At 75.3% G+C, this 20,261-nt stretch carries 17 protein-coding genes; 10 read left to right on the plus strand and 7 right to left on the minus strand.

Annotation, left to right across the window (positions count from 1 at the left end; translation table 11 throughout):
• Nucleotides 1–79: 79 nt before the first annotated feature.
• Nucleotides 80–1,900, minus strand: coding sequence for a PucR family transcriptional regulator (locus ACFYVJ_RS16210; protein WP_388891547.1), 1,821 nt, complete (start codon nucleotides 1,898–1,900; stop codon nucleotides 80–82).
• Nucleotides 1,901–2,158: 258 nt separating this feature from the next.
• On the opposite strand from ACFYVJ_RS16210, the gene ACFYVJ_RS16215 reads away from it, so the two are divergent.
• From ACFYVJ_RS16215 to ACFYVJ_RS16235, 5 genes are all read left to right on the plus strand, one after another.
• Entirely contained in the window at nucleotides 2,159–3,058 is a 900-nt protein-coding gene (locus ACFYVJ_RS16215; protein WP_388891550.1) for an FAD binding domain-containing protein, read from the plus strand.
• Nucleotides 3,058–3,528 (plus strand): (2Fe-2S)-binding protein, encoded by a 471-nt coding sequence (locus ACFYVJ_RS16220; RefSeq protein WP_388891553.1) that lies wholly within the window; start codon nucleotides 3,058–3,060, stop codon nucleotides 3,526–3,528. The genes ACFYVJ_RS16215 and ACFYVJ_RS16220 overlap by 1 nt, the downstream gene beginning before the upstream one ends.
• Entirely contained in the window at nucleotides 3,528–5,918 is a 2,391-nt protein-coding gene (pucD, locus tag ACFYVJ_RS16225) for a xanthine dehydrogenase subunit D (RefSeq protein WP_388891556.1), read from the plus strand. The genes ACFYVJ_RS16220 and pucD overlap by 1 nt, the downstream gene beginning before the upstream one ends.
• Before the next feature lie 149 nt (nucleotides 5,919–6,067).
• Entirely contained in the window at nucleotides 6,068–7,531 is a 1,464-nt protein-coding gene (locus ACFYVJ_RS16230) for an NCS2 family permease (RefSeq protein WP_388891559.1), read from the plus strand.
• Nucleotides 7,532–7,561: 30 nt separating this feature from the next.
• Nucleotides 7,562–8,734 (plus strand): XdhC family protein, encoded by a 1,173-nt coding sequence (locus ACFYVJ_RS16235; RefSeq protein ID WP_388891561.1) that lies wholly within the window; start codon nucleotides 7,562–7,564, stop codon nucleotides 8,732–8,734.
• Nucleotides 8,735–8,740: 6 nt separating this feature from the next.
• Here the strand turns inward: ACFYVJ_RS16235 and ACFYVJ_RS16240 are convergent, their stop codons facing one another.
• Both ACFYVJ_RS16240 and ACFYVJ_RS16245 read right to left on the minus strand, forming a co-directional pair.
• A complete protein-coding gene (locus ACFYVJ_RS16240) occupies nucleotides 8,741–9,268 on the minus strand; it encodes an SAM-dependent methyltransferase (RefSeq protein WP_388891564.1) in 528 nt (175 codons plus the stop codon).
• 22 nt (nucleotides 9,269–9,290) lie between these two features.
• Nucleotides 9,291–10,361, minus strand: coding sequence for an endonuclease/exonuclease/phosphatase family protein (locus tag ACFYVJ_RS16245; protein WP_388891823.1), 1,071 nt, complete (start codon nucleotides 10,359–10,361; stop codon nucleotides 9,291–9,293).
• A 275-nt stretch (nucleotides 10,362–10,636) separates the two neighbouring features.
• Here ACFYVJ_RS16245 and ACFYVJ_RS16250 point away from each other — a divergent pair, with 275 nt between their 5' ends.
• Nucleotides 10,637–11,749, plus strand: a complete 1,113-nt coding sequence (locus ACFYVJ_RS16250) for a winged helix DNA-binding domain-containing protein (protein ID WP_388891566.1) — start codon at nucleotides 10,637–10,639, stop codon at nucleotides 11,747–11,749.
• Between the two features lie 13 nt (nucleotides 11,750–11,762).
• Here the strand turns inward: ACFYVJ_RS16250 and ACFYVJ_RS16255 are convergent, their stop codons facing one another.
• The gene (locus tag ACFYVJ_RS16255; RefSeq protein ID WP_388891569.1) at nucleotides 11,763–12,080 is read right to left on the minus strand and encodes an SAV_915 family protein; all 318 of its coding nucleotides are present in this window, start codon (nucleotides 12,078–12,080) and stop codon (nucleotides 11,763–11,765) included.
• A 283-nt stretch (nucleotides 12,081–12,363) separates the two neighbouring features.
• A complete protein-coding gene (locus ACFYVJ_RS16260; RefSeq protein WP_388891571.1) occupies nucleotides 12,364–13,557 on the minus strand; it encodes a methyltransferase in 1,194 nt (397 codons plus the stop codon).
• Nucleotides 13,558–13,806: 249 nt separating this feature from the next.
• Here ACFYVJ_RS16260 and ACFYVJ_RS16265 point away from each other — a divergent pair, with 249 nt between their 5' ends.
• On the plus strand, nucleotides 13,807–14,157 hold the full coding sequence (locus ACFYVJ_RS16265; RefSeq protein WP_326799205.1) for a VOC family protein: 351 nt from the start codon (nucleotides 13,807–13,809) through the stop codon (nucleotides 14,155–14,157).
• Nucleotides 14,158–14,178: 21 nt separating this feature from the next.
• Here ACFYVJ_RS16265 and ACFYVJ_RS16270 read toward each other — a convergent pair whose 3' ends face one another.
• Nucleotides 14,179–15,033, minus strand: coding sequence for a LuxR C-terminal-related transcriptional regulator (locus tag ACFYVJ_RS16270; protein WP_101420755.1), 855 nt, complete (start codon nucleotides 15,031–15,033; stop codon nucleotides 14,179–14,181).
• A gap of 131 nt (nucleotides 15,034–15,164) precedes the next feature.
• Here ACFYVJ_RS16270 and ACFYVJ_RS16275 point away from each other — a divergent pair, with 131 nt between their 5' ends.
• The 3 genes from ACFYVJ_RS16275 to ACFYVJ_RS16285 are packed head-to-tail and all read left to right on the plus strand — an operon-like array spanning nucleotide 15,165 to nucleotide 19,229.
• Entirely contained in the window at nucleotides 15,165–16,838 is a 1,674-nt protein-coding gene (locus ACFYVJ_RS16275) for an AMP-binding protein (protein WP_388891575.1), read from the plus strand.
• Nucleotides 16,835–18,451 carry an AMP-binding protein gene (locus ACFYVJ_RS16280; protein ID WP_388891578.1) on the plus strand — a complete coding sequence of 539 codons (1,617 nt, stop codon included), beginning with the start codon at nucleotides 16,835–16,837 and terminating at the stop codon, nucleotides 18,449–18,451. The genes ACFYVJ_RS16275 and ACFYVJ_RS16280 overlap by 4 nt, the downstream gene beginning before the upstream one ends.
• Nucleotides 18,452–18,479: 28 nt before the next feature.
• Entirely contained in the window at nucleotides 18,480–19,229 is a 750-nt protein-coding gene (locus ACFYVJ_RS16285) for an MBL fold metallo-hydrolase (RefSeq protein ID WP_388891580.1), read from the plus strand.
• Between the two features lie 7 nt (nucleotides 19,230–19,236).
• On the opposite strand, the gene ACFYVJ_RS16290 is transcribed toward ACFYVJ_RS16285, so the two are convergent.
• Nucleotides 19,237–20,241, minus strand: a complete 1,005-nt coding sequence (locus tag ACFYVJ_RS16290) for an MsnO8 family LLM class oxidoreductase (RefSeq protein ID WP_388891583.1) — start codon at nucleotides 20,239–20,241, stop codon at nucleotides 19,237–19,239.
• Between the last annotated feature and the right edge of the window lie 20 nt (nucleotides 20,242–20,261).

The following is a 20,261-nucleotide window of genomic DNA, read 5'->3' on the forward strand; positions in this document are numbered from 1 at the left end:
CGCGGGAACGACGCGCGCGAACGTTCGGCGCGGAGGGCGACGTTCGGCGCGCGGCCGGCGGGCATCGCGGCGGTGGCGGTCAGCGCATGCGCAGGGCGAGGAAGAAGTCGAGTTTGTCCTCCAGCCGGGCCAGGTCCCGGCCGGTGAGCTGCTCGATCCGGCCCACCCGGTAGCGCAGCGTGTTGACGTGCAGGTGGAGGCGGGCCGCGCAGCGGGTCCAGGAGCCGTCGCAGTCCAGGAACGCCTCCAGGGTCGCCACCAGCTCCGCCCGGTGGCGGTGGTCGTACGCGCGCAGCGGGTCCAGCAGCCGGGCGGTGAACGCGCGGCGTACGTCGTCGGGGACGAACGGCAGCAGCAGCACGTGCGAGGCCAGCTCCTCGTGGCCCGCGGCGCACACGCTGCCCGGCCGGGCGGCGGCGACCCGGCGCGCGTGCCGGGCCTCCTCCAGGGCGCCGCGCAGCCCTTCCGAGGAGTGCACCGCGGCGCTGATGCCGAGCGTGAGCCGGCCGTCGTCGGCCAGCGCGCGGGCCAGCGGCTCCCGTACGGCGGCGAGCAGCGCCGCGGCGCGCAGCCCGGTGGCGCCGGCCACCGCACCGGCCGCCGCACCGGCCGCCGCGCCGGGGCCGCCGGAGCGCCCGCGACCGGACCCGGCGCCCTCCGCGGCGCCCTTGCGGGACCGCCCGCCCGCCGCGCCGGCGTCCGCGCCGCCCGCGTCCGGCGCCCCGTCCGCCGCCACCGCCGGGACCGCGGGCAGCGGCACCAGCGCCACCGCCTCGTCGCCGGTGTGCGCCACCGCGATCCGGTCGGCCGGGTCCCGGTCCGCGCCCGCGAGCATCTCCTCCAGCATCGCCTGCGCCACCGGACCGCCCGCGATCCCCGGCTGCCCGTACGGGACCTCCCACTCGACCCGCGCCACCACCACCTGCCACTGCGGCGCCGCCCCGATCCCCGGCAGCAGCACCGGCACCGCCACCCGCAGCCGGGCCGCGATCTCCGCGGGCTGCGACCCGGCCTGCACCAGCTCCAGCACCTCCTGCGCCAGCCGCCGCCGCACCGACCGCGCGGCGTCGCGCCGCTCCCGCTCCACGGCGATCAACTGCGTGACGCCGTGCACCAGGTCCAGCCGCTCGGGCGGCCACTCCCCGGCGTCCGCCTCCACCGCCAGCAGCCAGTCGGAGAGCACCGTCTCGCGCAGGTCCCGGCCGCCGCCGACGGGGAAGAGCGAGTACGTCACGCCTCCGCCCGCCGCCGGCAGCGTCACCCGGTGCGGCCCGGGCCGGCCGCCGCGCAGCGCCCCGAGGTGCTCGCCGGCCAACTGCGCCCGCAACTGCGCCGGCAGCCGCACCCCGGCCGCACCGGCCGCGGTGCCGGCGATCTGCCGGCCGGTGGGGGAGAGCACCCAGGCGCGCAGGTCCAGATCGGAGCCGAGGAGGTCGAGCACCACGTCGGCGCCGCCGCCCGCGGGCCCGGACGACATCAGCCGGCGGTGCCGCTCGACCACGGCCGCCAGATCGCCGGCCCGCTCGCCGGAGACCTGCCGTACGACGTGCTCGGTGATGGCGGCGAACGCGACGTCCTCGTCCACCGCGAAGAGCGGCAGCCGGTGCCGCGCGCACGCGCGCACCAGGTCGTCCGGCACCCCCGCGCCCGACAGCTCCGCCTCGCCCGCCGCGAGCCCGGCGACGCCGGCCGCGGCCAGGATCCGTACGAAGGGCTCCGAGTCCTGCGGCCCGTGCCGCCAGGCGAGCCCGGTGAGGACCAGTTCGCCGCCCGACAGATAGCGGCTCGGGTCCGTCAGGTCGGTGGTCATCACGCCCCGCACCGTGCGGTCCAGCTCGTCCGCGCCGCCGAGGAGCCGCAGGCCCAGCGCCTCGGAGTCCAGGAGTGCCCGCAGCCTCATGCGCGTCCCCTCGCTGTCGGTCGTGCGTCGGCCCGCCCGCCCGTGGGCGCGGGGCGCCGGGCGGTCGTCGTGGGATGTCCCGCAGGGGAAGGATGCCCCGGACTTCGTTCGAATCTACAAGAACCGGGTTCTGGCCTGCCTCTTGCTTCATGTTTTCCGTGACTGCACCCGGACGGCGGCGTTTCTGTGTACTTGGGCCACGTTCCGTCAACAGCTCAAGCACGCACCCGCACTTTCGAGGGAAAGCCGAGAGGACCCATGGACTTCCTGCGCCCCGCCGACTGGGCGGAAGCGCTCGCCGCCAAGGCCGAGCACCCGGAGGCCGTACCGATCGCGGGCGGCACGGACCTCATGGTCGAGATCAACTTCGACCACCGCCGCCCGGAGTACCTGCTCGACCTCAACCGCATCGGCGAGTTGCAGGAGTACGAGACGGGCGCCGACACCGTGCGGCTCGGGGCCTCCGTGCCGTACGCGCGCATCGTGGCGGAGCTGGGCGGGGCGCTGCCGGGGCTGGCGCGGGCGGCGCACACCGTGGCGTCGCCGCAGATCCGCAACCGCGGCGGCGTCGGCGGCAACCTCGGCACCGCCTCCCCGGCCGGCGACGCGCACCCGGCGCTGCTGGCCGCGGGCGCGGAGGTGGAGGCCGAGTCCGTACGCGGCAGCAGGCGGATCCCGATCGACGAGTTCTTCACCGGCGTCAAGCGCAACGCGCTCGCGCCCGACGAGCTGATCAAGTGGGTGCACATCAAGAAGGCCACGGGACCGCAGGAGTTCTCCAAGGTCGGCACCCGCAACGCCATGGTGATCGCCGTGTGCGCCTTCGGCATCGCGCTGCACCCCGACGGCCGCACGGTCCGTACCGGCATCGGCTCGGCCGCGCCGACGCCCGTGCGCGCCACCGCCGCCGAGGAGTTCCTGACCGCGGCGCTGGCCGAGGGCGGCTACTGGGACAGCGGCAGGACCCTGCCCCCGGCGCTCGGCCGGCAGTTCGCCGAGCTGGCGGCGGGCGCCTGCAACCCCATCGACGACGTGCGCGGCAGCGCGCGCTACCGCCGGCACGCGGTCGGCGTCATGGCCCGCCGCACGCTCGGCTGGACCTGGGAGTCGTACCGCCGGGGTGCGGCGGGCGCCACACGAGCCGAAGGGGCCGCGTGATGCGGGTGACGTTCACCGTCAACGGCCGCGAGCAGCAGGCCGACGACGTCTGGGAGGGCGAGAGCCTGCTGTACGTGCTGCGCGAGCGGATGGGCCTGCCGGGCTCGAAGAACGCCTGCGAGCAGGGGGAGTGCGGCTCCTGCACGGTACGGCTCGACGGCGTGCCGGTGTGCGCCTGCCTGGTCGCCGCCGGGCAGGCCGAGGGCCGCGAGGTCGTCACGGTCGAAGGGCTGGCGGGGGACGGGCTCTCCGCGGTGCAGCAGGCGTTCGTCGACGCCGGCGCCGTGCAGTGCGGCTTCTGCACCCCGGGTCTGCTGGTGGCCGCGGACGACCTGCTGGAGCAGAATCCGTCGCCGTCGGACGCCGACATCCGCGAGGGCCTGTCGGGCAATCTGTGCCGCTGCACCGGCTACGAGAAGATCCTCGACGCGGTCCGGCTCGCCGCCGCCCGCCGGGGGGAGGGGGCCTGATGTCCGACGTCACCCGCATCCCGACCAGCCTCACCCAGGGTTCGCAGACCGCCGGCGGCATCGGCGAGTCCAAGCTGCGCCCCGACGGCACGCTGAAGGTCACCGGGGAGTTCGCGTACTCCTCCGACCTGTGGCACGAGGACATGATCTGGGGCCACACGCTGCGCTCGCCGTACGCGCACGCCGAGATCGTCGCCGTCGACACCTCCGCCGCCCTCGCCCAGGCAGGCGTCTACGCCGTGCTCACGTACGACGACCTGCCCGCCGCGCAGAAGAACTACGGCCTGGAGATCGCCGACACCCCCGCGCTCGCCGCCGGCCGGGTGCGCCACCACGGCGAGCCGGTGGCGCTGGTCGCCGCCGACCACCCCGAGACCGCCCGCCGGGCCGCGGCCAAGATCCGCATCGAGTGGCGGGAACTGCCGCTGGTCACCGACGAGGAGTCCGCGCTCGCCCCCGGCGCCCCGGTGCTGCACCCCGACCGCACCGACGCCCACGCGCGGCACGTACCGCACCCGAACGTCGTCCACCGCCAGCCGATCGTCCGCGGCGACGCCGCCGCGGCGGCCCGCAGGGCGGACCACATCGTCACCGGCGAGTACGAGTTCGGCATGCAGGACCAGGCGTTCCTCGGCCCGGAGTCGGGCCTCGCGGTGCCCGCAGAGGACGGCGGCGTCGACCTGTACGTCGCCACCCAGTGGCTGCACGCCGACCGGCGGCAGATCGCGCCGGTGCTCGGGCTGCCGGAGGAGAAGGTGCGCATGACGCTCTCCGGCGTCGGCGGCGCCTTCGGCGGGCGCGAGGACCTGTCGATGCAGATCCACGCCTGCCTGCTGGCGCTGCGCACCGGCAAGCCGGTCAAGATGGTCTACGACCGCTTCGAGTCCTTCTTCGGCCACGTGCACCGCCACCCGGCCAGGATCCGCTACGAGCACGGCGTCACGGCCGAAGGCCGGATCACCCACGCCCGCTGCCGCATCGTCCTCGACGGCGGCGCGTACGCCTCCTCCACCCCGGCCGTCGTCGGCAACGCGGCGTCGCTGTCCATGGGCCCGTACGTCGTCGAGGACGTCGAGATCGAGGCGGTCGGGCTCTACACCAACAACCCGCCCTGCGGCGCGATGCGCGGCTTCGGCGCCGTCCAGGCGTGCTTCGCGTACGAGGCGCAGATGGACCGGCTCGCCGCGGCGGTCGGCATGGACCCGGTGGCGTTCCGGCAGGTGAACGCCATGTCGCAGGGCTCGCGGCTGCCGACAGGGCAGCAGGTCGACTCCCCGGCGCCGGTGGCGGAGATCCTGCGCCGCGTGCAGGCCAGGCCGCTGCCGCCGGAGCGGCAGTGGGAGAGCGCGGGCGGCGCCGCGGACGTACGGGCGCTGCCCGGCGGGCTGTCCAACACCACCCGCGGCGAGGGCGTCGTACGCGGCGTCGGCTACGCGGTCGGCATCAAGAACGTCGGCTTCTCCGAGGGCTTCGACGACTTCTCCACCGCCCGGGTCCGGCTGGAGGCCGTCGGCGGCGAGCCGGTGGTCACCGTGCACACCGCGGCGGCCGAGGTCGGCCAGGGCGGCATCACCGTGCAGGCGCAGATCGCCCGTACGGAACTGGGCGTCGCCCAGGTCGTCATCGCCCCGGCCGACACCCGGGTCGGCTCCGCCGGCTCCACCTCCGCCTCCCGGCAGACGTACATGACGGGCGGCGCGGTACGGAACGCCTGCGCGGCGGTGCGCGAGCAGGTCCTCGCCCTCGGCCGGCGCAAGCTCGGCACGTACCACCCGGCGTGGGCGACGGCGGAACTGCTGCTGGAGGGGGGCAAGGTCGTCACGGACGGCGGCGAGGTCCTCGCCGCCCTGGCGGACGTGCTCGACGGCGAGCCGCCCGTGGACGTCGAACTGCCCTTCAGGCACCGGCCCACCGAGCCCTTCGACATCGAGACGGGACAGGGCTTCGGCCACGTCCAGTACTCCTTCGCCGCGCACCGCGCGGTCGTCGAGGTCGACACCGAACTCGGCCTGGTCAAGGTCGTGGAGCTGGCCTGCGCCCAGGACGTCGGCAAGGCGCTCAACCCGCTGTCCGTCGTCGGGCAGATCCAGGGCGGCACGACGCAGGGCCTGGGCGTGGCGGTGATGGAGGAGATCGTGGTCGACCCGGCGACCGGGCGGGTGCGCAACCCCTCGTTCACCGACTACCTGATCCCGACCATCCTCGACACCCCGGCCATCCCCGTCGACGTGCTCGAACTGGCCGACCCGCACGCGCCGTACGGGCTGCGCGGCGTCGGCGAGGCGTCCACGCTGTCGGCGACCCCGGCGGTGCTCGCCGCGATCCGCCAGGCCACGGGACTCGCCCTGACCAAGGCCCCCGTACGGCCGGAGCACCTCACCGGCACCTGATCCGCACCCGAACCGCAACCGGAGCCACCTCAAACGGCACCACCGCACCAGCAGTTCCGCCTTCGCCTCGGGCCGTCCCCCGGGTCGTGCAGCACCACCCATCCCAAATCCCGCAACCGCGGGTGCCCCTGTGAACCTTGGGAGAACGCATGACCCAGTCCTCCGTCGGCCGGCGCGCGGAAGCGCCGTCCCGCCGACCCGGCACCGCCGCCTCCGGCCGCACCTCGTGGCTCGACCGCTACTTCGAGATATCCCGGCGCGGCTCCACGGTCGCGCGCGAGGTGCGCGGCGGGCTCACCACCTTCATGGCGATGGCCTACATCCTGCTGCTCAACCCGCTGATCCTGGGCGGCGAGGACGCGGCGGGCAACGTGCTCGCCCAGTCGGGACTGATCACCGCCACCGCGCTGGCCGCCGCCGTCACCACGCTGCTGCTGGGGTTCTTCGGCAAGGTGCCGCTGGCCGCGGCCGCCGGGCTCAGCGTCTCGGGCGTGCTCGCCGGCCAGGTCGCGCCGCAGATGACGTGGCCGCAGGCGATGGGCATGTGCGTCGCGTACGGCGTCGTGATCATGCTGCTGGCCGTCACCGGGCTGCGCGAGATGATCATGAACGCGATCCCGCTGGCCCTCAAGCACGCCATCACCATGGGCATCGGCATGTTCATCGCGCTGATCGGCCTGGTGAACGCCGGCTTCGTGCAGGCCGGCGAGGGCAAGATCGTCACCCTCGGCGCGAACGACCAGCTCCGCGGCTGGCCCGTGCTCGTCTTCTGCCTCACCCTGCTGCTGATCTTCATGCTCCAGGCGCGCAACGTGCCCGGTGCCATCCTCATCGGCATCGTCGCCGGCACGGTCGCCGCGGTCGTCGTCAACGCGGTCGCCGATCTCAGGCCGGAGGCGTGGGCGAACGGCAGGGCGCCGGAGCTGCCGGCCGGCGGGGTCACTTCCACGCCCGACTTCGGCCTCCTCGGCGAGGTGTCGTTCCGCGGCTGGGGCGACGTCGGCGTGACGACCGTCAGCATGATCGTCTTCACGCTGGTGCTGGCCGGGTTCTTCGACGCGATGGCCACCATCATCGGCGTCGGTACGGAGGCGAAGCTCACCGACGAGCGGGGCCGGATGCCGGGACTCTCGCGGGCGCTGTTCATCGACGGCGCCGGCGGCGCGGTCGGCGGCGCCGCGGGGGCCTCCGGGCAGACGGTGTTCGTGGAGTCCGCGACCGGCGTCGGCGAGGGCGCCCGCACCGGTCTGTCGAGCGTGGTCGTCGGGCTGCTGTTCGCGCTGGGGCTGCTGTTCACCCCGCTGGCGCAGATCGTGCCAGGCAACGTGGCCGCCGCGGCGCTGGTCGTCATCGGCGCCATGATGATGGCGAACGCGCGGCACGTGGACTGGGCCGACCGGGGCGTGGCCGTGCCGGTGTTCCTGACGGTCGTGCTCATGCCGTTCACGTACTCCATCACGGCGGGCGTCGCCGCCGGCGTCATCTCGTACACGGCGATCAGGGCCGCCCAGGGCAAGTGGCGCGAGCCCGGCCCCTTGATGTGGGTGCTGACCGCCGTGTTCGTCGTCTTCTTCGCGCTCCATCCGATCGAGCAGTGGATGGGTGTCAAATAGGACCAGCGGCCTTGTGAGGAGCTGATCAGCATGCTGGACATCGCTGCCGACCTCGCCCGGTGGTGCGCGGAGGGCCGCCCCTTCGCCGTCGCCACCGTCGTGGGCACCAGCGGCTCGGCGCCGCGCGGGCCCGGCGCCGCGCTGGCTGTGGACGCCGGGGGCACGGCGGTCGGCAGCGTGTCCGGCGGCTGCGTCGAGGGCGCGGTGTATGAGCTGTGCCGGGAGGTCCTCGAAACCGGCGAGGTGGTGCTGGAGACCTTCGGCTACTCCGACGAGGACGCGTTCGCGGTGGGGCTCACCTGCGGCGGGGAGATCGACATCCTCGTCACGCCGGTCACGGCCGGCGGCGTGCTCCGTACGGCGCTGGCCGCCGCCGCGGCGGGCGAGGCCGCGGCGGTCGCCCGGGTCGTCGGCGGGCCGGCCGCGCTCGTGGGGCAGGCGCTGCTGGTACGCCCCGACGGCACGTACGACGGCCGCTTCGCGGGCCCGCTGCCCGCCCTGCCCGGCTGGGACGGCGCCCCGCTGGAGCGCACCGCCGCCGCCGAGGCCGCCGCGCTGCTGGACGCGGGGCGGACGGACACGGTGTCGGTCGGTGCGGCGGGCGCGCGCTGCGGGGAGCCGGTGACGCTGCTGGTGGAGGTGAGCGTGCCGGCGCCGCGGATGGTGGTCTTCGGCGCGATCGACTTCGCCCACGCGCTGGTCCGCATCGGCAAGTTCCTCGGCTACCGCGTCACGCTCTGCGACGCCCGTCCCGTCTTCGCCACGGCCCGCCGGTTCCCCGAGGCCGACGAGGTGGCGGTGCGCTGGCCGCACGAGTACCTGGCGGACGCGCTGGCCGATGGGGAGCTGGACGGGCGCACGGTGCTGTGCGTGCTCACCCACGACCCCAAGTTCGACGTGCCGCTGCTCACCGCCGCGCTGCGGCTGCCGGTGGCGTACGTGGGCGCGATGGGCTCGCGCCGTACGCATCTGGACCGCAACCGGCGGCTGCGCGAGGCGGGCGTCACCGACCTCGAACTCGCCCGCCTGCGCTCGCCGATCGGCCTCGACCTCGGCGCCCGCTCGCCGGAGGAGGTCGCGGTCTCCATCGCCGGCGAGATCGTCGCGGCCCGCAGGGGCGGCACGGGCGTGCCGCTGACGGGCGCGCACACGCCGATCCACCGGGAACGCGGGGCGGCGGGCCGGATCGGTGACGTGGCCTGAGACGCCTCAGCCGGACGGGGTCCTGGCCGCGACATAGCCGCTCGCGACGGCCTCGTCGTGTCCGTCGGCGGTCACGTCGAGCCCGCCCGCGGTCAGCGTCCGCGCCGCCCGCGCGGCGACCTCGCGGTGGGTCGCGGCGCTCCAGGAGGGCAACTGGAAGAACACGAAGAGCTGCCCGCCTGGCCGCAGCAGCACCCCGGCCGCGCGGGCGGCGGCGGGCTCCGTCCACAGCAGCCGCACGTTGAACGCGTACGCGAGGTCGAAGGGCTGCCCGGCCGCGAGGTCCGCGGGGAAGCCGCCGGTCCTGAACTCCGCCAGCCCGGCGGTGACGTGGGCGGCGTTCCGGCGCCCGGCCGCGGCGGTCATCTTCGCGGACCGGTCCAGGCCGACGAACCGCGGCGCGCCGTCCCGCGGCCCCGCCGCCAGCTCCGCGCAGACGTGCGACGCGGTCACCCCGTGCCCGGCGCCGATCTCCAGCACCCTGTCGCCCGGCCGTACGGACAGCGTCCGGGCGGCCCACTCGTGACGGTCCATGGGGGCCAGTATCGGCCACGGCTCAGCGCAACTGCAGTTCCACGAGCACCGCGCGGTGGTCGGTGCCCGCCAGCTCGGGGAACTCGATGTCCGCGGGGCTCAGCCGGTCGCTCACCAGCACGTGGTCGATCTGGGCGCCGAAGAGCGGCGTCGTGGACGCCGGCCAGGTGGGGGTGCGCGAGCGGCCGAGCAGCATGGCGCTGTCCCGCAGCCCGGTGTCGAGGATGTCGCGGAACGCCTCGTGGTCCTGCGAGGAGTTGAAGTCGCCGCCGAAGACCGTGGGCACCTCCCCGCGCGCCGCGGCGGCGTCGCGCAGGTGCCCCAGCTCGGTGCGCCAGGCGTCCATGGACTCGGGCGTGGGCGGCATCGGGTGCACGACCTGGAGCCGCACCCGCTCGCCCGCGACGCGCGCGGTGGCCGCGGGCATCGACAGCGTGCCGGGCACGCCGGGCTCCTCGGTCAGCGGGTATGTGCTCAGGATGGCCGAGCCCTCGGCGGGATCGCCGCCGTCGATGACGCGGTGCGGGTACGCGGCCCGCAGCGCCGGGGTGTGCAGGGCCTCGACGCAGCGGCTGTCGCACTCCTGGACCAGGACGACGTCCGGCTCGTACGTCCGCAGCGCGCTGCGCAGGGCGGGGGTGGCGTCGCCGAACTTGAGGTTGGCGGAGAGCAGCCGGAACTCCTCCTTGGGCGGAGTGGACGGCGGCTCGGCGGCGGACTCGTAGGGCCGTACGAACCAGGCGGTGCCGGCGACCGCGACGAGGGCCCACACGACACCGGCCCGGCTGCGGGCGAGCGCCATCAGCAGCAGCCCGAAACCCCCGGGCACGAGGAGCCAGGGCAGGAAGGCGGCGAGCTGCGGCAGGGGAGTCGCCCCGTCGCCGCCGCCGGCGCGGAACGCGAGCACGCAGGAGACGGCGAGCAGCGGCAGCCCGCCGGCGACACCGAGAAGGACGCGGAGGCGGCGCCCCGGCCGCCGGGCCAGAACGCGACCGCGCTGCGCGCGAGCACCGGTCTCCTCCGGCCGGGCGGGACCGGCGGCCTCCACCGCAACGCCCGCAGCTCCGCCCCCTGCCACCTCGCCCCCTGCCACGTCCCCGCCGGCCCGCGGAACGCCGGCCCGCGGAACGCCGGCCCCGGCGTCGGCGGGCGGGTCCGCGCGCCGGGCCGCCGCACCGCCGGTGCGGGCGCCGGGCTCCGCCGGCTCCTGCCCGTCACCGTCCCCGCCGCCGGCGCCGCCTTGCCGTCCGTCGAGCGTTCCCACCGTCTCCCCTGTCGTCGTCGCCGTACCCGCCGATCCTCTCAGCCCGCCCCGCGTCCCCGCCTTGCGGACAGGAGCTGTCCGCAAGGGCCCGTAGCGTGAGCGTCATGACGACGACCCGCGGGCCCGCCACCCTCTCCACCCGCCGGCTCAACCGCGCCCTCCTCGCCCGGCAACTGCTCCTCGACCGCGCCGCCATGCCCCTGGCCGACGCCGTGGACCATCTGGTCGGGCTCCAGGCGCAGGCGCCCCGGCCGGCGTACCACGCGCTCGCCGCCCGGCTGCGCGGGTTCGACCCCGCCGTGCTGTCCGAGCTGCTGACCAGCCGCGAGGTCGTGCGGCTGGTCACCCTGCGCTCCACCGTCCACCTGCACAGCCCCGCCGACGCCCTGACCCTGCGCACCTTCAGCGCCCCCGCCCTGGAGCGCGAACTCAAGACCTTCCGCGGCCGGCTCGAAGGCGTCGACCTCGACCGGCTGGTGGCGCGGACCCGGGAGGTGGCCGAGCCCGGGCCCGTCCCGCTGCGCGAGATCGGCGAGGAGCTGCGGCGCGAGTGGCCGGCGCACGACCCGCTCGCCTTGAAGGTCGCCGCGCGCATCCGGGTGCCGCTCGTGCAGGCGCCGCCGCGCGGGCTGTGGGGGAGGGGCGGGCAGGTCACGCTCGCCACCGTCCGGTCCTGGCTGGGCGCCGAGCCGGTCGCGGACCCGGACGCCGGACGGCTCGTGCTGCGCTATCTCGCCGCCTTCGGGCCCGCGTCCGTACGGGACATGCAGGCGTGGTGCGGGGTGACGCGGCTGCGGCCGCACTTCGAGGAGCTGCGGCCCCGGCTGCGTACGTTCCGGGACGAGCGCGGGACCGAGCTGTTCGACCTGCCCGGCGCACCGCGGCCGGCGGCGGACACCCCGGCGCCGGCGCGGTTCCTCGGGGAGTTCGACAACCTCACGCTCGGGCACGCGGACCGCACCCGCGTCGTGTCGGACGAGTTCCGCCGCCGCGGCTACCGGCGGGACCACAGCTTCGGCAGCTTCCTCGTCGACGGCTTCGTCCGCGGGCTCTGGCGGGTGACGCGGGACGACGGCACGGCGACGATGCACCTGGAGACGTTCGCCCCGCTGACGCGCGGCGAGCGGCCGGAGGTCGAGTCGGAGGCGGCGGGGGTGCTGGAGATGCTGGCGCCCGGCAGCCGGCAGGAGCTGCGGACCGCCGAAGCGGGCGGGTAGCGGCCCGGGAACGTCAGTGGGTCGCCGGCTGCTGCGACGTCGGAGCGGCCGGGGGCGCGGGGCGCTGCTGGGGCCGCGGCTCGCCCTGCGACCGCGGCGGGGTGAAGTGGGCGTACGGCCGGCGGGCGGTGAGCAGCGGGTCCACGGTGATCCGCTCGGCGCCCAGCGGCGCGGTCAGCGCGCGCAGCGCAGGCTCCCCGAGGCGTACCCACTTCTGCTCGGGACCGAGGGCGCGCACCAGCGCGGTCTGGCTCGTGAACGCCACCGCCGTGCGGATGCCCAGCGGCGTGCGGAACATCCGCAGCCGCATCCCGCTCCTTCCGTCCTCCACGGGAACGTACAACTGAGGTCGGCGTCGGGGAGCGAGTGCGTGTCCGGAGGTGTCCACACCTTGACGGTACGGGGCCCTGCTCCGGCTGGCACCTGTGTTCCGCGATGCGAGACCACCCCACGGGAACCTCCCGGAACAACCGCCGGTCAGAGGCGTCGAGACGGCGGAGCGGCGGGAGGCGCCGTGCCCACATGCCGGACGCCTGCCGCGCGCGGCCGCCCGTTCGCGCCCCGCCGCACCCCCCGCACTCCGGCTCCCGCCGCCCCCTCAGCCGGCCCCCCGCTTACCCGGCCCCGCTCATTCCGCCACCGTCAGCCGCCGCTGTCAGCCGCCACAAAGACGTCACCTCCGCCGCCCGGGCCGCGTGCAGCGGATCCGACGGATCGGTCGCCTTGCGGTGCCGCGGCCGGGTGTCGTGGCGGGCCGCCACCCGCAGCCCCGCCGCCTCGATCGCCCCCAGCAGCTCGCCGCGGCCGCGCAGCCCCAGGTGCTCGGCCAGGTCGGACAGCACCAGCCAGCCCTCGCCGCCCGGCTCCAGATGCACCGCGAGGCCGGCGAGGAAGCCGTGCAGCATGCCGCCGCCCGGGTCGTAGACGGCGTGCTCCAGCGCGGAGGTCGGCTTGGCCGGCAGCCACGGCGGGTTGCAGACGACCAGCGGCGCGCGCCCGGGCGGGAACAGGTTCCCCTCCACCACCTCGACCTGGTCGGCCAGGCCCAGCCGGTCGACGTTGTCGCGGGCGCAGGCCAGCGCGCGCGGGTCGGTGTCGGTCGCGACGACCCGCTCCACCCCCCGGCGCGCCAGCACCGCCGCGAGCACCCCGGTCCCGGTGCCCACGTCGAAGGCCAGCGACTTCGCCGGCAACGGGGCCTCGGCCACCAGGTCGACGTACTCGCCGCGCACCGGCGAGAACACCCCGTAGTGCGGGTGCACCCGGGCGCCCAGCGCCGGTATGTCCACGCCCTTGCGGCGCCACTCGTGAGCCCCCACCGCGCCGAGCAGTTCGCGCAGCGCCACCGCGCCCGGCTCGGTCACGGGCCCGTATGCCGCGGTCGCCGCCTCGGCCACGTCGGGCGCCCGGCGCAGCGGCACCGCCGGGCCCCGCGGGCCGGGTTCGAGCGGGACGAGCAGCATGCCGAGCACCCGCGCCCGGTGGCCCTGGGCCTGCCGGTGCCGGTGGAAGGCGTCCGCCGGGCCGGTCGCCCGGCCGCCCGCCGGTGCGGCCGGCCGCCGGCCGCGGCGGGCGGAGCGACGGTCGATGCGGCGGCCCAGCGCGGCGAGGAGCTGGCGCCCGCCGTGGTAGTCGCCCTGCCACAGCACGGCCGTGCCCTCGCACACCAGCCGGTACGCGATGTCGGCGCACATCCGGTCGTCCGCGGGCACTACGCGCCGCGGCGGCGGGGTGCCGCCCGCGGCGTACCAGCGGGCGGTCTGCGCGCGCCCGTCCGCGTTCCAGCTCAGGATGGGATGTTCGGCCACGGGTCCATTTTCCCGCCTGGCCGCCGCGGCGTCGCCCTCGGGGAGGCACGTGCTGCCGTGCGCCCCTGACGCACGCGGGCCGCCGCCCCCGCACGGGGGTGCGCGGTGTGCCCGTACGCGTGCGCCCCCGACGCCCGTCCGGCGCCCCCGACCGCCCACCGGACGCTCCCCCCGGCGCGCGGCCGCACCGGAGGGCCGCGGACGGCGCGCGGCCCGGCGCTGTCACCGCCGGCGGGTAGCCTCCGCGGCATGAGCATCAGGAGGGTCGTACCCGACATCAAGACCGAGTCCTTCGAGGCCAGCCGCGCGTTCTACGAGCGTCTCGGCTTCGAGGAGGTGATGAACCTGGGGTGGGTGATGGCCCTCGCCGCGCCCGGCAACCCCACCGCGCAGTTGATCTTCATGGAGCGGGACGCCTCCGCGCCCGTGGAGCCGGACATGAGCATCGAGGTCGCGGACGTCGACGCGGCGCACGAGGCGATGCGCGCCGCGGGCGCCGAGATCGTGCACCCGCTGACCGACGAGGAGTGGGGCGTGCGGCGGTTCTTCGTCCGCGACCCCAACGGCCAGGTGGTGAACGTCGTCGCCCACCGGGAGTGACCTGCCGGGGAGTCCTCGGGGCTACGGGAGCAGCCCCGCCCGGCGGGCGGCCGTGACCGCCTCCAGCCGGGTGTGCGCCCCGAGCTTGCGCATCGCCGAGCGCAGGTAGCTCTTCACCGTCTCGGGCCGCAGCCCCAGCCGTTCGCCCGCCGCCGCGTTCGTCGCACCCGTGGCGACGCACGCCAGCACGTCCAGCTCCCGCGGCGCCAGCACCGTCCGGTCGGGCCCGGCGCCGGCGGGCGGGACGACGGTGACGGCCGCCGAGGCCAGCCGGTCGCAGAGCGCCAGCAGCTCCGCGCGCAGCTCCTCGTCGGCTATACGCGGCGCCAGCGTGCGCAGGTCGCGGTGCGCGGTGCGGACGTTCTCCCAGGCGGCGGGGTCCGCCGCCCGCTGCGCGGTGGGCGTGGCGACGGCGAGGAGCCGGCGGGCCTCGTCGCGGACGGCGAGGGTCTGCTCCAGGTGGCGCGCCGTCTCCACCGCCGCGGTCAGCGAGCGGTCGCCCAGCGGCAGCGAGTCGCGCAGTGCGCCGTAGAGCACGGCCCGCACCCGGCCGCGTACGACCACGGGCACCGCCAGCACCGAGCGCAGGCCCTCGGCGCCCACCGGGCCGTCGTACTCGTGGCTGATGGCGCGGGACGAGGTGTAGTCGGTGACCGCGCAGGGGCGGGAGAAGGCGATGGCCTTGCCGCCGAGCCCGTTGCCCGTGGCCACCCCGAGTCCCTGGAGGGAGAGCGTCACCGTTCCGCTCAGCTCGCTGATCCGCAGCTTGCGCCCGCCGTCCGTGAGCAGCCCGCCGAAGGCGACGGGCACGCCGCCGAACCGGCGCAGCCGGGCCAGCGCGCCGCGCACCTCCGCTGCGTCCGCGGTCTCCGGCATGTCGCTCGCTCCCTGGTGCTGACGGGGGATCGCCGGCGTGGCCGGCGGCAGGGCACCCCCGTATGGGGGTAGTGAGGCGTAGGTCACTCGCAGCACGATGCTAGCGAGCCGCCGCCGTACGAGGAGGACATGTGACGGCATCGAATCCGACCGCGGACTTCCGGTCCGCGCGGGACTTTCTGCTCGCGCGGAGGGAGGACTACGCAGCCGCCCGGGAGGGCTTCTCCTGGCCCAGGCCGGAGCGCTTCAACTGGGCACTCGACTGGTTCGACGCCATCGCCGAGGGCAACGAGCGCACGGCCCTCCACATCGTGGAGGAGGACGGCCGCGAGACGCGGTTGAGCTTCACCCGAATGAGTGAGCGCTCGAACCGGGTGGCGAACTGGCTGCGCGCCCAGGGCGTACGGGCCGGCGACCGGATCGTCGTCATGCTCGGCAACCAGGCCGAGTTGTGGGAGACCGCGCTCGCCGCGATGAAGCTGCGCGCCGTCGTCATCCCCGCCACGCCCCTCCTCGGCCCCGCCGACCTCGCCGACCGCATCGAGCGCGGCCGGGCCGCCCACGTGCTCGTACGGGCCGCAGACGAGGCCAAGTTCGCCGAGGTGCCCGGCGACTACACCCGCATCTCGGTGGGCGGCAGCGGGGCCGGCTGGCTCCCGTACGAGGACGCGTACGAGGCCCCCGCGAGCTTCACGCCCGACGGGCCGACGGCCGCCGGCGACACCCTGATGCTGTACTTCACCTCGGGCACCACCGCCCTCCCCAAGCTCGTCGAGCACACCCATGTCTCGTATCCCGTGGGCCATCTGGCGACGATGTACTGGATCGGCATCCGCCCCGGCGACGTGCACCTGAACATCTCCTCGCCCGGCTGGGCCAAGCACGCCTGGTCCAACCTCTTCGCGCCCTGGAACGCGGAGGCGACGGTCTTCCTGTACAACTACACGCGCTTCGACGCCGGGGCGCTGCTGGGCGCCATGGCCCGCGGCGGCGTGACAACTTTCTGCGCCCCGCCCACCGTCTGGCGGATGCTCGTGCAGTCGGATCTGAGCGCTCTCGCCACCCCGCCGCGCGAGGCCGTCGCCGCAGGTGAACCCCTCAACCCGGAGGTCATCGAGGCCGTCAGGCGGGCCTGGAAGCTGACCATCAGGGACGGCTTCGGCCAGACCGAGACCGCGGTGCAGATCGCCAATTCCCCCGGGCAGCCCGTCAAGCTGGGATCCATGGGCCGTCCCACTCCCGGATACGACGTCGTGCTCCTGGACCCCGTCAGCGGCAAGCCCGCCGACGAGGGCGAGATCTGCCTCGACCTGACCGAGCGCCCCGTGGGCCTGATGACCGGCTACGAGGGCGACCCGGCCCGCACCGCCGAGGCCATGGCCGACGGCTACTACCGCACCGGCGACATCGGCGCCCGCGACGCCGGGGGCTACATCACGTACATCGGGCGCAGCGACGACGTCTTCAAGGCGAGCGACTACAAGATCAGCCCCTTCGAGCTGGAGAGCGCGCTGCTGGAGCACGAGGCGGTCGCCGAGGCCGCCGTCGTGCCCGCGCCCGACCCGGTGCGGCTCTCCGTGCCCAAGGCGTACGTGGTGCTCGCGGCCGGCTGGGAGCCGGGCGCCGCCGCCGCGGAGGCGATCTTCGCGCACTCCCGCGCCGTGCTCGCCCCGTACAAGCGCGTCCGGCGGCTGGAGTTCGCCGACCTGCCCAAGACCGTCTCCGGCAAGATCCGCCGCGTGCAACTGCGCGAGGCGACCGCCGCCGGATCCGCCGACGAGTACCGCGAGGAGGACCACACATGACCGCAGAGCCGTCCTACACCGGCGGCACCGGCACCACCGCCCTGCTGGGCGACACCATCGGTGCCAACCTGGACCGCGCCATCGCCGCCCACCCCGACCGCGAGGCCCTTGTCGACGTGGCCTCCGGGCGCCGCTGGACCTACGCCGAGTTCGGCGCCGCCGTCGACGAGGTGGCGCGCGGGCTGCTCGCCCGCGGCGTCGCCAAGGGCGAGCGCATCGGCATCTGGGCGGTCAACTGCCCGGAGTGGGTGCTGGTGCAGTACGCCTCGGCCCGTATCGGCGCGGTGATGGTCACCATCAACCCCGCCTACCGGGTGCACGAGCTGGAGTACGTCCTCAACCAGTCCGGCATCTCCCTGCTGGTCGCCTCGCTGGCGCACAAGAACAGCGACTACCGCCGGATGGTCGAGCAGGTGCGCGGCAGTTGCCCCGCCCTGCGCAACGTCTTCTACATCGGCCACGCGGGCTGGGGCCGGCTCATCGAGGCCGGCCGCGCCGTGCCCCCGGAGCGGGTCCGCGAGCGCGAGGCGCTGCTGTCCTGCGACGACCCGGTCAACATCCAGTACACCTCCGGCACCACCGGCTTCGCCAAGGGTGCGACGCTGTCGCACCACAGCATCCTCAACAACGGCTTCTTCGTCGGCGAGACGCTGGGCTACACCGAGCAGGACCGGGTCTGCATCCCCGTCCCGTACTACCACTGCTTCGGCATGGTCATGGGCAACCTCGCGGCGACCAGCCACGGCGCCTGCATGGTCATCCCCGGGCCCTCCTTCGACCCCGCCGCCGCCCTCGCGGCCGTCGAGCAGGAGCGCTGCACCTCCCTCTACGGGGTGCCCACCATGTTCGTCGCCGAGCTGGCCCTGCCCGACTTCGCCCTGTACGACCTGACGTCGCTGCGCACCGGGATCATGGCCGGCTCGCCGTGCCCCGTCGAGGTGATGAAGCGGGTGGTCAACGAGATGCACATGGCGGAGGTGACCATCTGCTACGGCATGACCGAGACCTCCCCCGTCGCCACCCAGACCCGGCGCGAGGACGACCTGGAGCGCCGCACCGCCACCGTCGGCCGCGTCCTGCCGCACATCGAGGTCAAGGTCGTCGACCCGGTCACCGGCGTCACCATGCCCCGCGGCACCACCGGCGAACTGTGCACCCGCGGCTACAGCGTCATGCAGGGCTACTGGGAGCAGCCCGAGCGCACCGCCGAGGTCATCGACGCCGGCCGCTGGATGCACACCGGCGACCTGGCGCGGATGCGCACGGACGGCTGCGTGGAGATCGTCGGCCGGATCAAGGACATGATCATAAGGGGCGGCGAGAACGTCTACCCGCGCGAGATCGAGGAGTTCCTGCACACCCACCCCAAGATCGCCGACGTGCAGGTGGTGGGCGTGCCGGACGAGACGTACGGGGAGGAGATCCTCGCCTGCGTGATCCTCAGCGATCCGGGGCACGCGCTCTCCCGGCGCGAGCTGGCCCACTACTGCGAGAACCGGCTCGCCCACTACAAGATCCCGCGGCATCTGCGGATCATGGAGGAGTTCCCGATGACGGTCAGCGGGAAGGTGCGGAAGGTCGAGCTGCGGGAGCAGTTCAGTGCTGCGGAATAGCGGCGGCCCGCGGGTACTTGGGACTGCTATGACGATCTTGCACTACGTCGGCGGTCCCACCGCGCTCCTCCGGCTCGGCGGGGTCCGGCTGCTGACCGACCCGACGTTCGATCCGCCCGGCGAGTACCCCGTGGGCGGGCGGCGGCTGGTGAAGACCGAGGGCCCGGCGATAGCCCCGGCCGACCTCGGCCCGGTCGACGCGGTGCTGCTCTCGCACGACCAGCACCCGGACAACCTCGACCGGGCCGGGCGCGAGTGCGCCGCCGCCGCGCCGCTGGTGCTCTCCACGGCGTCGGCGGCGGAGCGGCTGCGCGGCCCGGTGCGGGGGCTGCCGGCGTGGGAGTCGTACGCCGTCGGCCCGGTCCGCGTCACCGCGGTGCCCGCGCTGCACGGCCCGCCCGGCACCGAGCATCTGACCGGCGAGGTCACCGGGTTCGTGCTCACCGGGGACGGGCTGCCCACGGTCTACGTCAGCGGCGACAACGCCTCGCTCGACGTGGTCCGTACGATCGCCGCCCGCCTCGGCCCCGTCGACATCGCCGTGCTCTTCGCCGGCGCCGCGCAGACCCCGCTGCTCGGCGCCGCGCACCTTACCCTCACCAGCGAGCACGCCGCCGCGGCGGCCGCGGTGCTCGGGGCGCACGACGTGGTGCCGCTGCACTTCGAGCACTGGGGGCACTTCACGCAGGGTGCCGACTCGCTGGTCGCCGCCTTCGACGCGGCGGGGCTCGGCCACCGGCTGCGGCTGCCGCGGCCGGGGGAGGCGGTGGAGCTGTAGCCGCCCGTCAACCCGCCGCGGGCGCCGCGATCTTCAGCTCCGCCAGCCTGCGGAAGGACTCCAGCCGGGCGTCCTCGTCGGGCGTGTGCAGGGAGACCAGCAGCTCGTCGGCGCCGCTGCGGGCGACGAGGTCGCCGAGGGCGGCGGCCACCTGCGGGCCGGTGCCGGACACCTGGGACTGGCGCGCCTCGTCGAGATAGCGGGCCTCGCGCTCGGTGAGCGTACGGGCCCGTATCTCCTCCGCAGGCGTCAGCGGGGGGAACTCCCCGCGGGTGCGCGACCAGACCGTCGCCCACGCCTCCGGCAGCAGCAGATCGGCGGCCTCCTCCGCCCCGTCGGCCACCGCGGCGGCGACCGCCACGACGACGTACGGCACGGCCTGCTGCGCCGAGGGCGTGAACGCCTCGCGGTAGCGCCCGACGGCCCGCAGCAGCTTCTCCGGGCGCCGGCCCGCGCCGATCACCAGCGGCAGCCCGTGCGCGGCGGCGACGTCGGCGCCGCCGTCGATGGCCAGCACGTACGCCGGCACCCGCAGCCCCTCCGCCGGTACGGCGTGCACCCCCGGGTACGCCGGCTGCGCGCCCTCGAACCAGCGCAGCAGCTCCGCCAGCGCCGCGCCGAAGTCCCCCGCGTCCGCCATCCCGTGGCCCAGCGCGCGCCGGATGCCGTCGGTGAAGCCCAGCGAGCGGCCGAGGCCCATGTCGATCCGGTCGGGGAAGAGCGAACCCAGCACCCCGAACTGCTCGGCGACGACCAGCGGCCGGTGGTTGGGCAGCATCACGCCGCCGGTGCCGACCCGGATCCGGGACGTGGCGGCGGCGACGGCGGCGGCCAGCACGGTCGGCGCGGAGCCCGCGACGCCGGGGACGCTGTGGTGCTCGGAGACCCAGAAGCGGCGGAAGCCGTACCCCTCCACCCGCTGCGCGAAGCGGACGGTGCCGCGCAGCGCGTCGGCCGGGTCCTGGCCTTTGCGCCGCAGTGACCGGTCGAGCACGGAGAGGGGGATGTCCATGATCCGTACAACACCACGGA

The sequence above is a fragment of the Streptomyces sp. NPDC004134 genome, assembly GCF_042874195.1.
Lineage (GTDB): Bacteria > Actinomycetota > Actinomycetes > Streptomycetales > Streptomycetaceae > Streptomyces.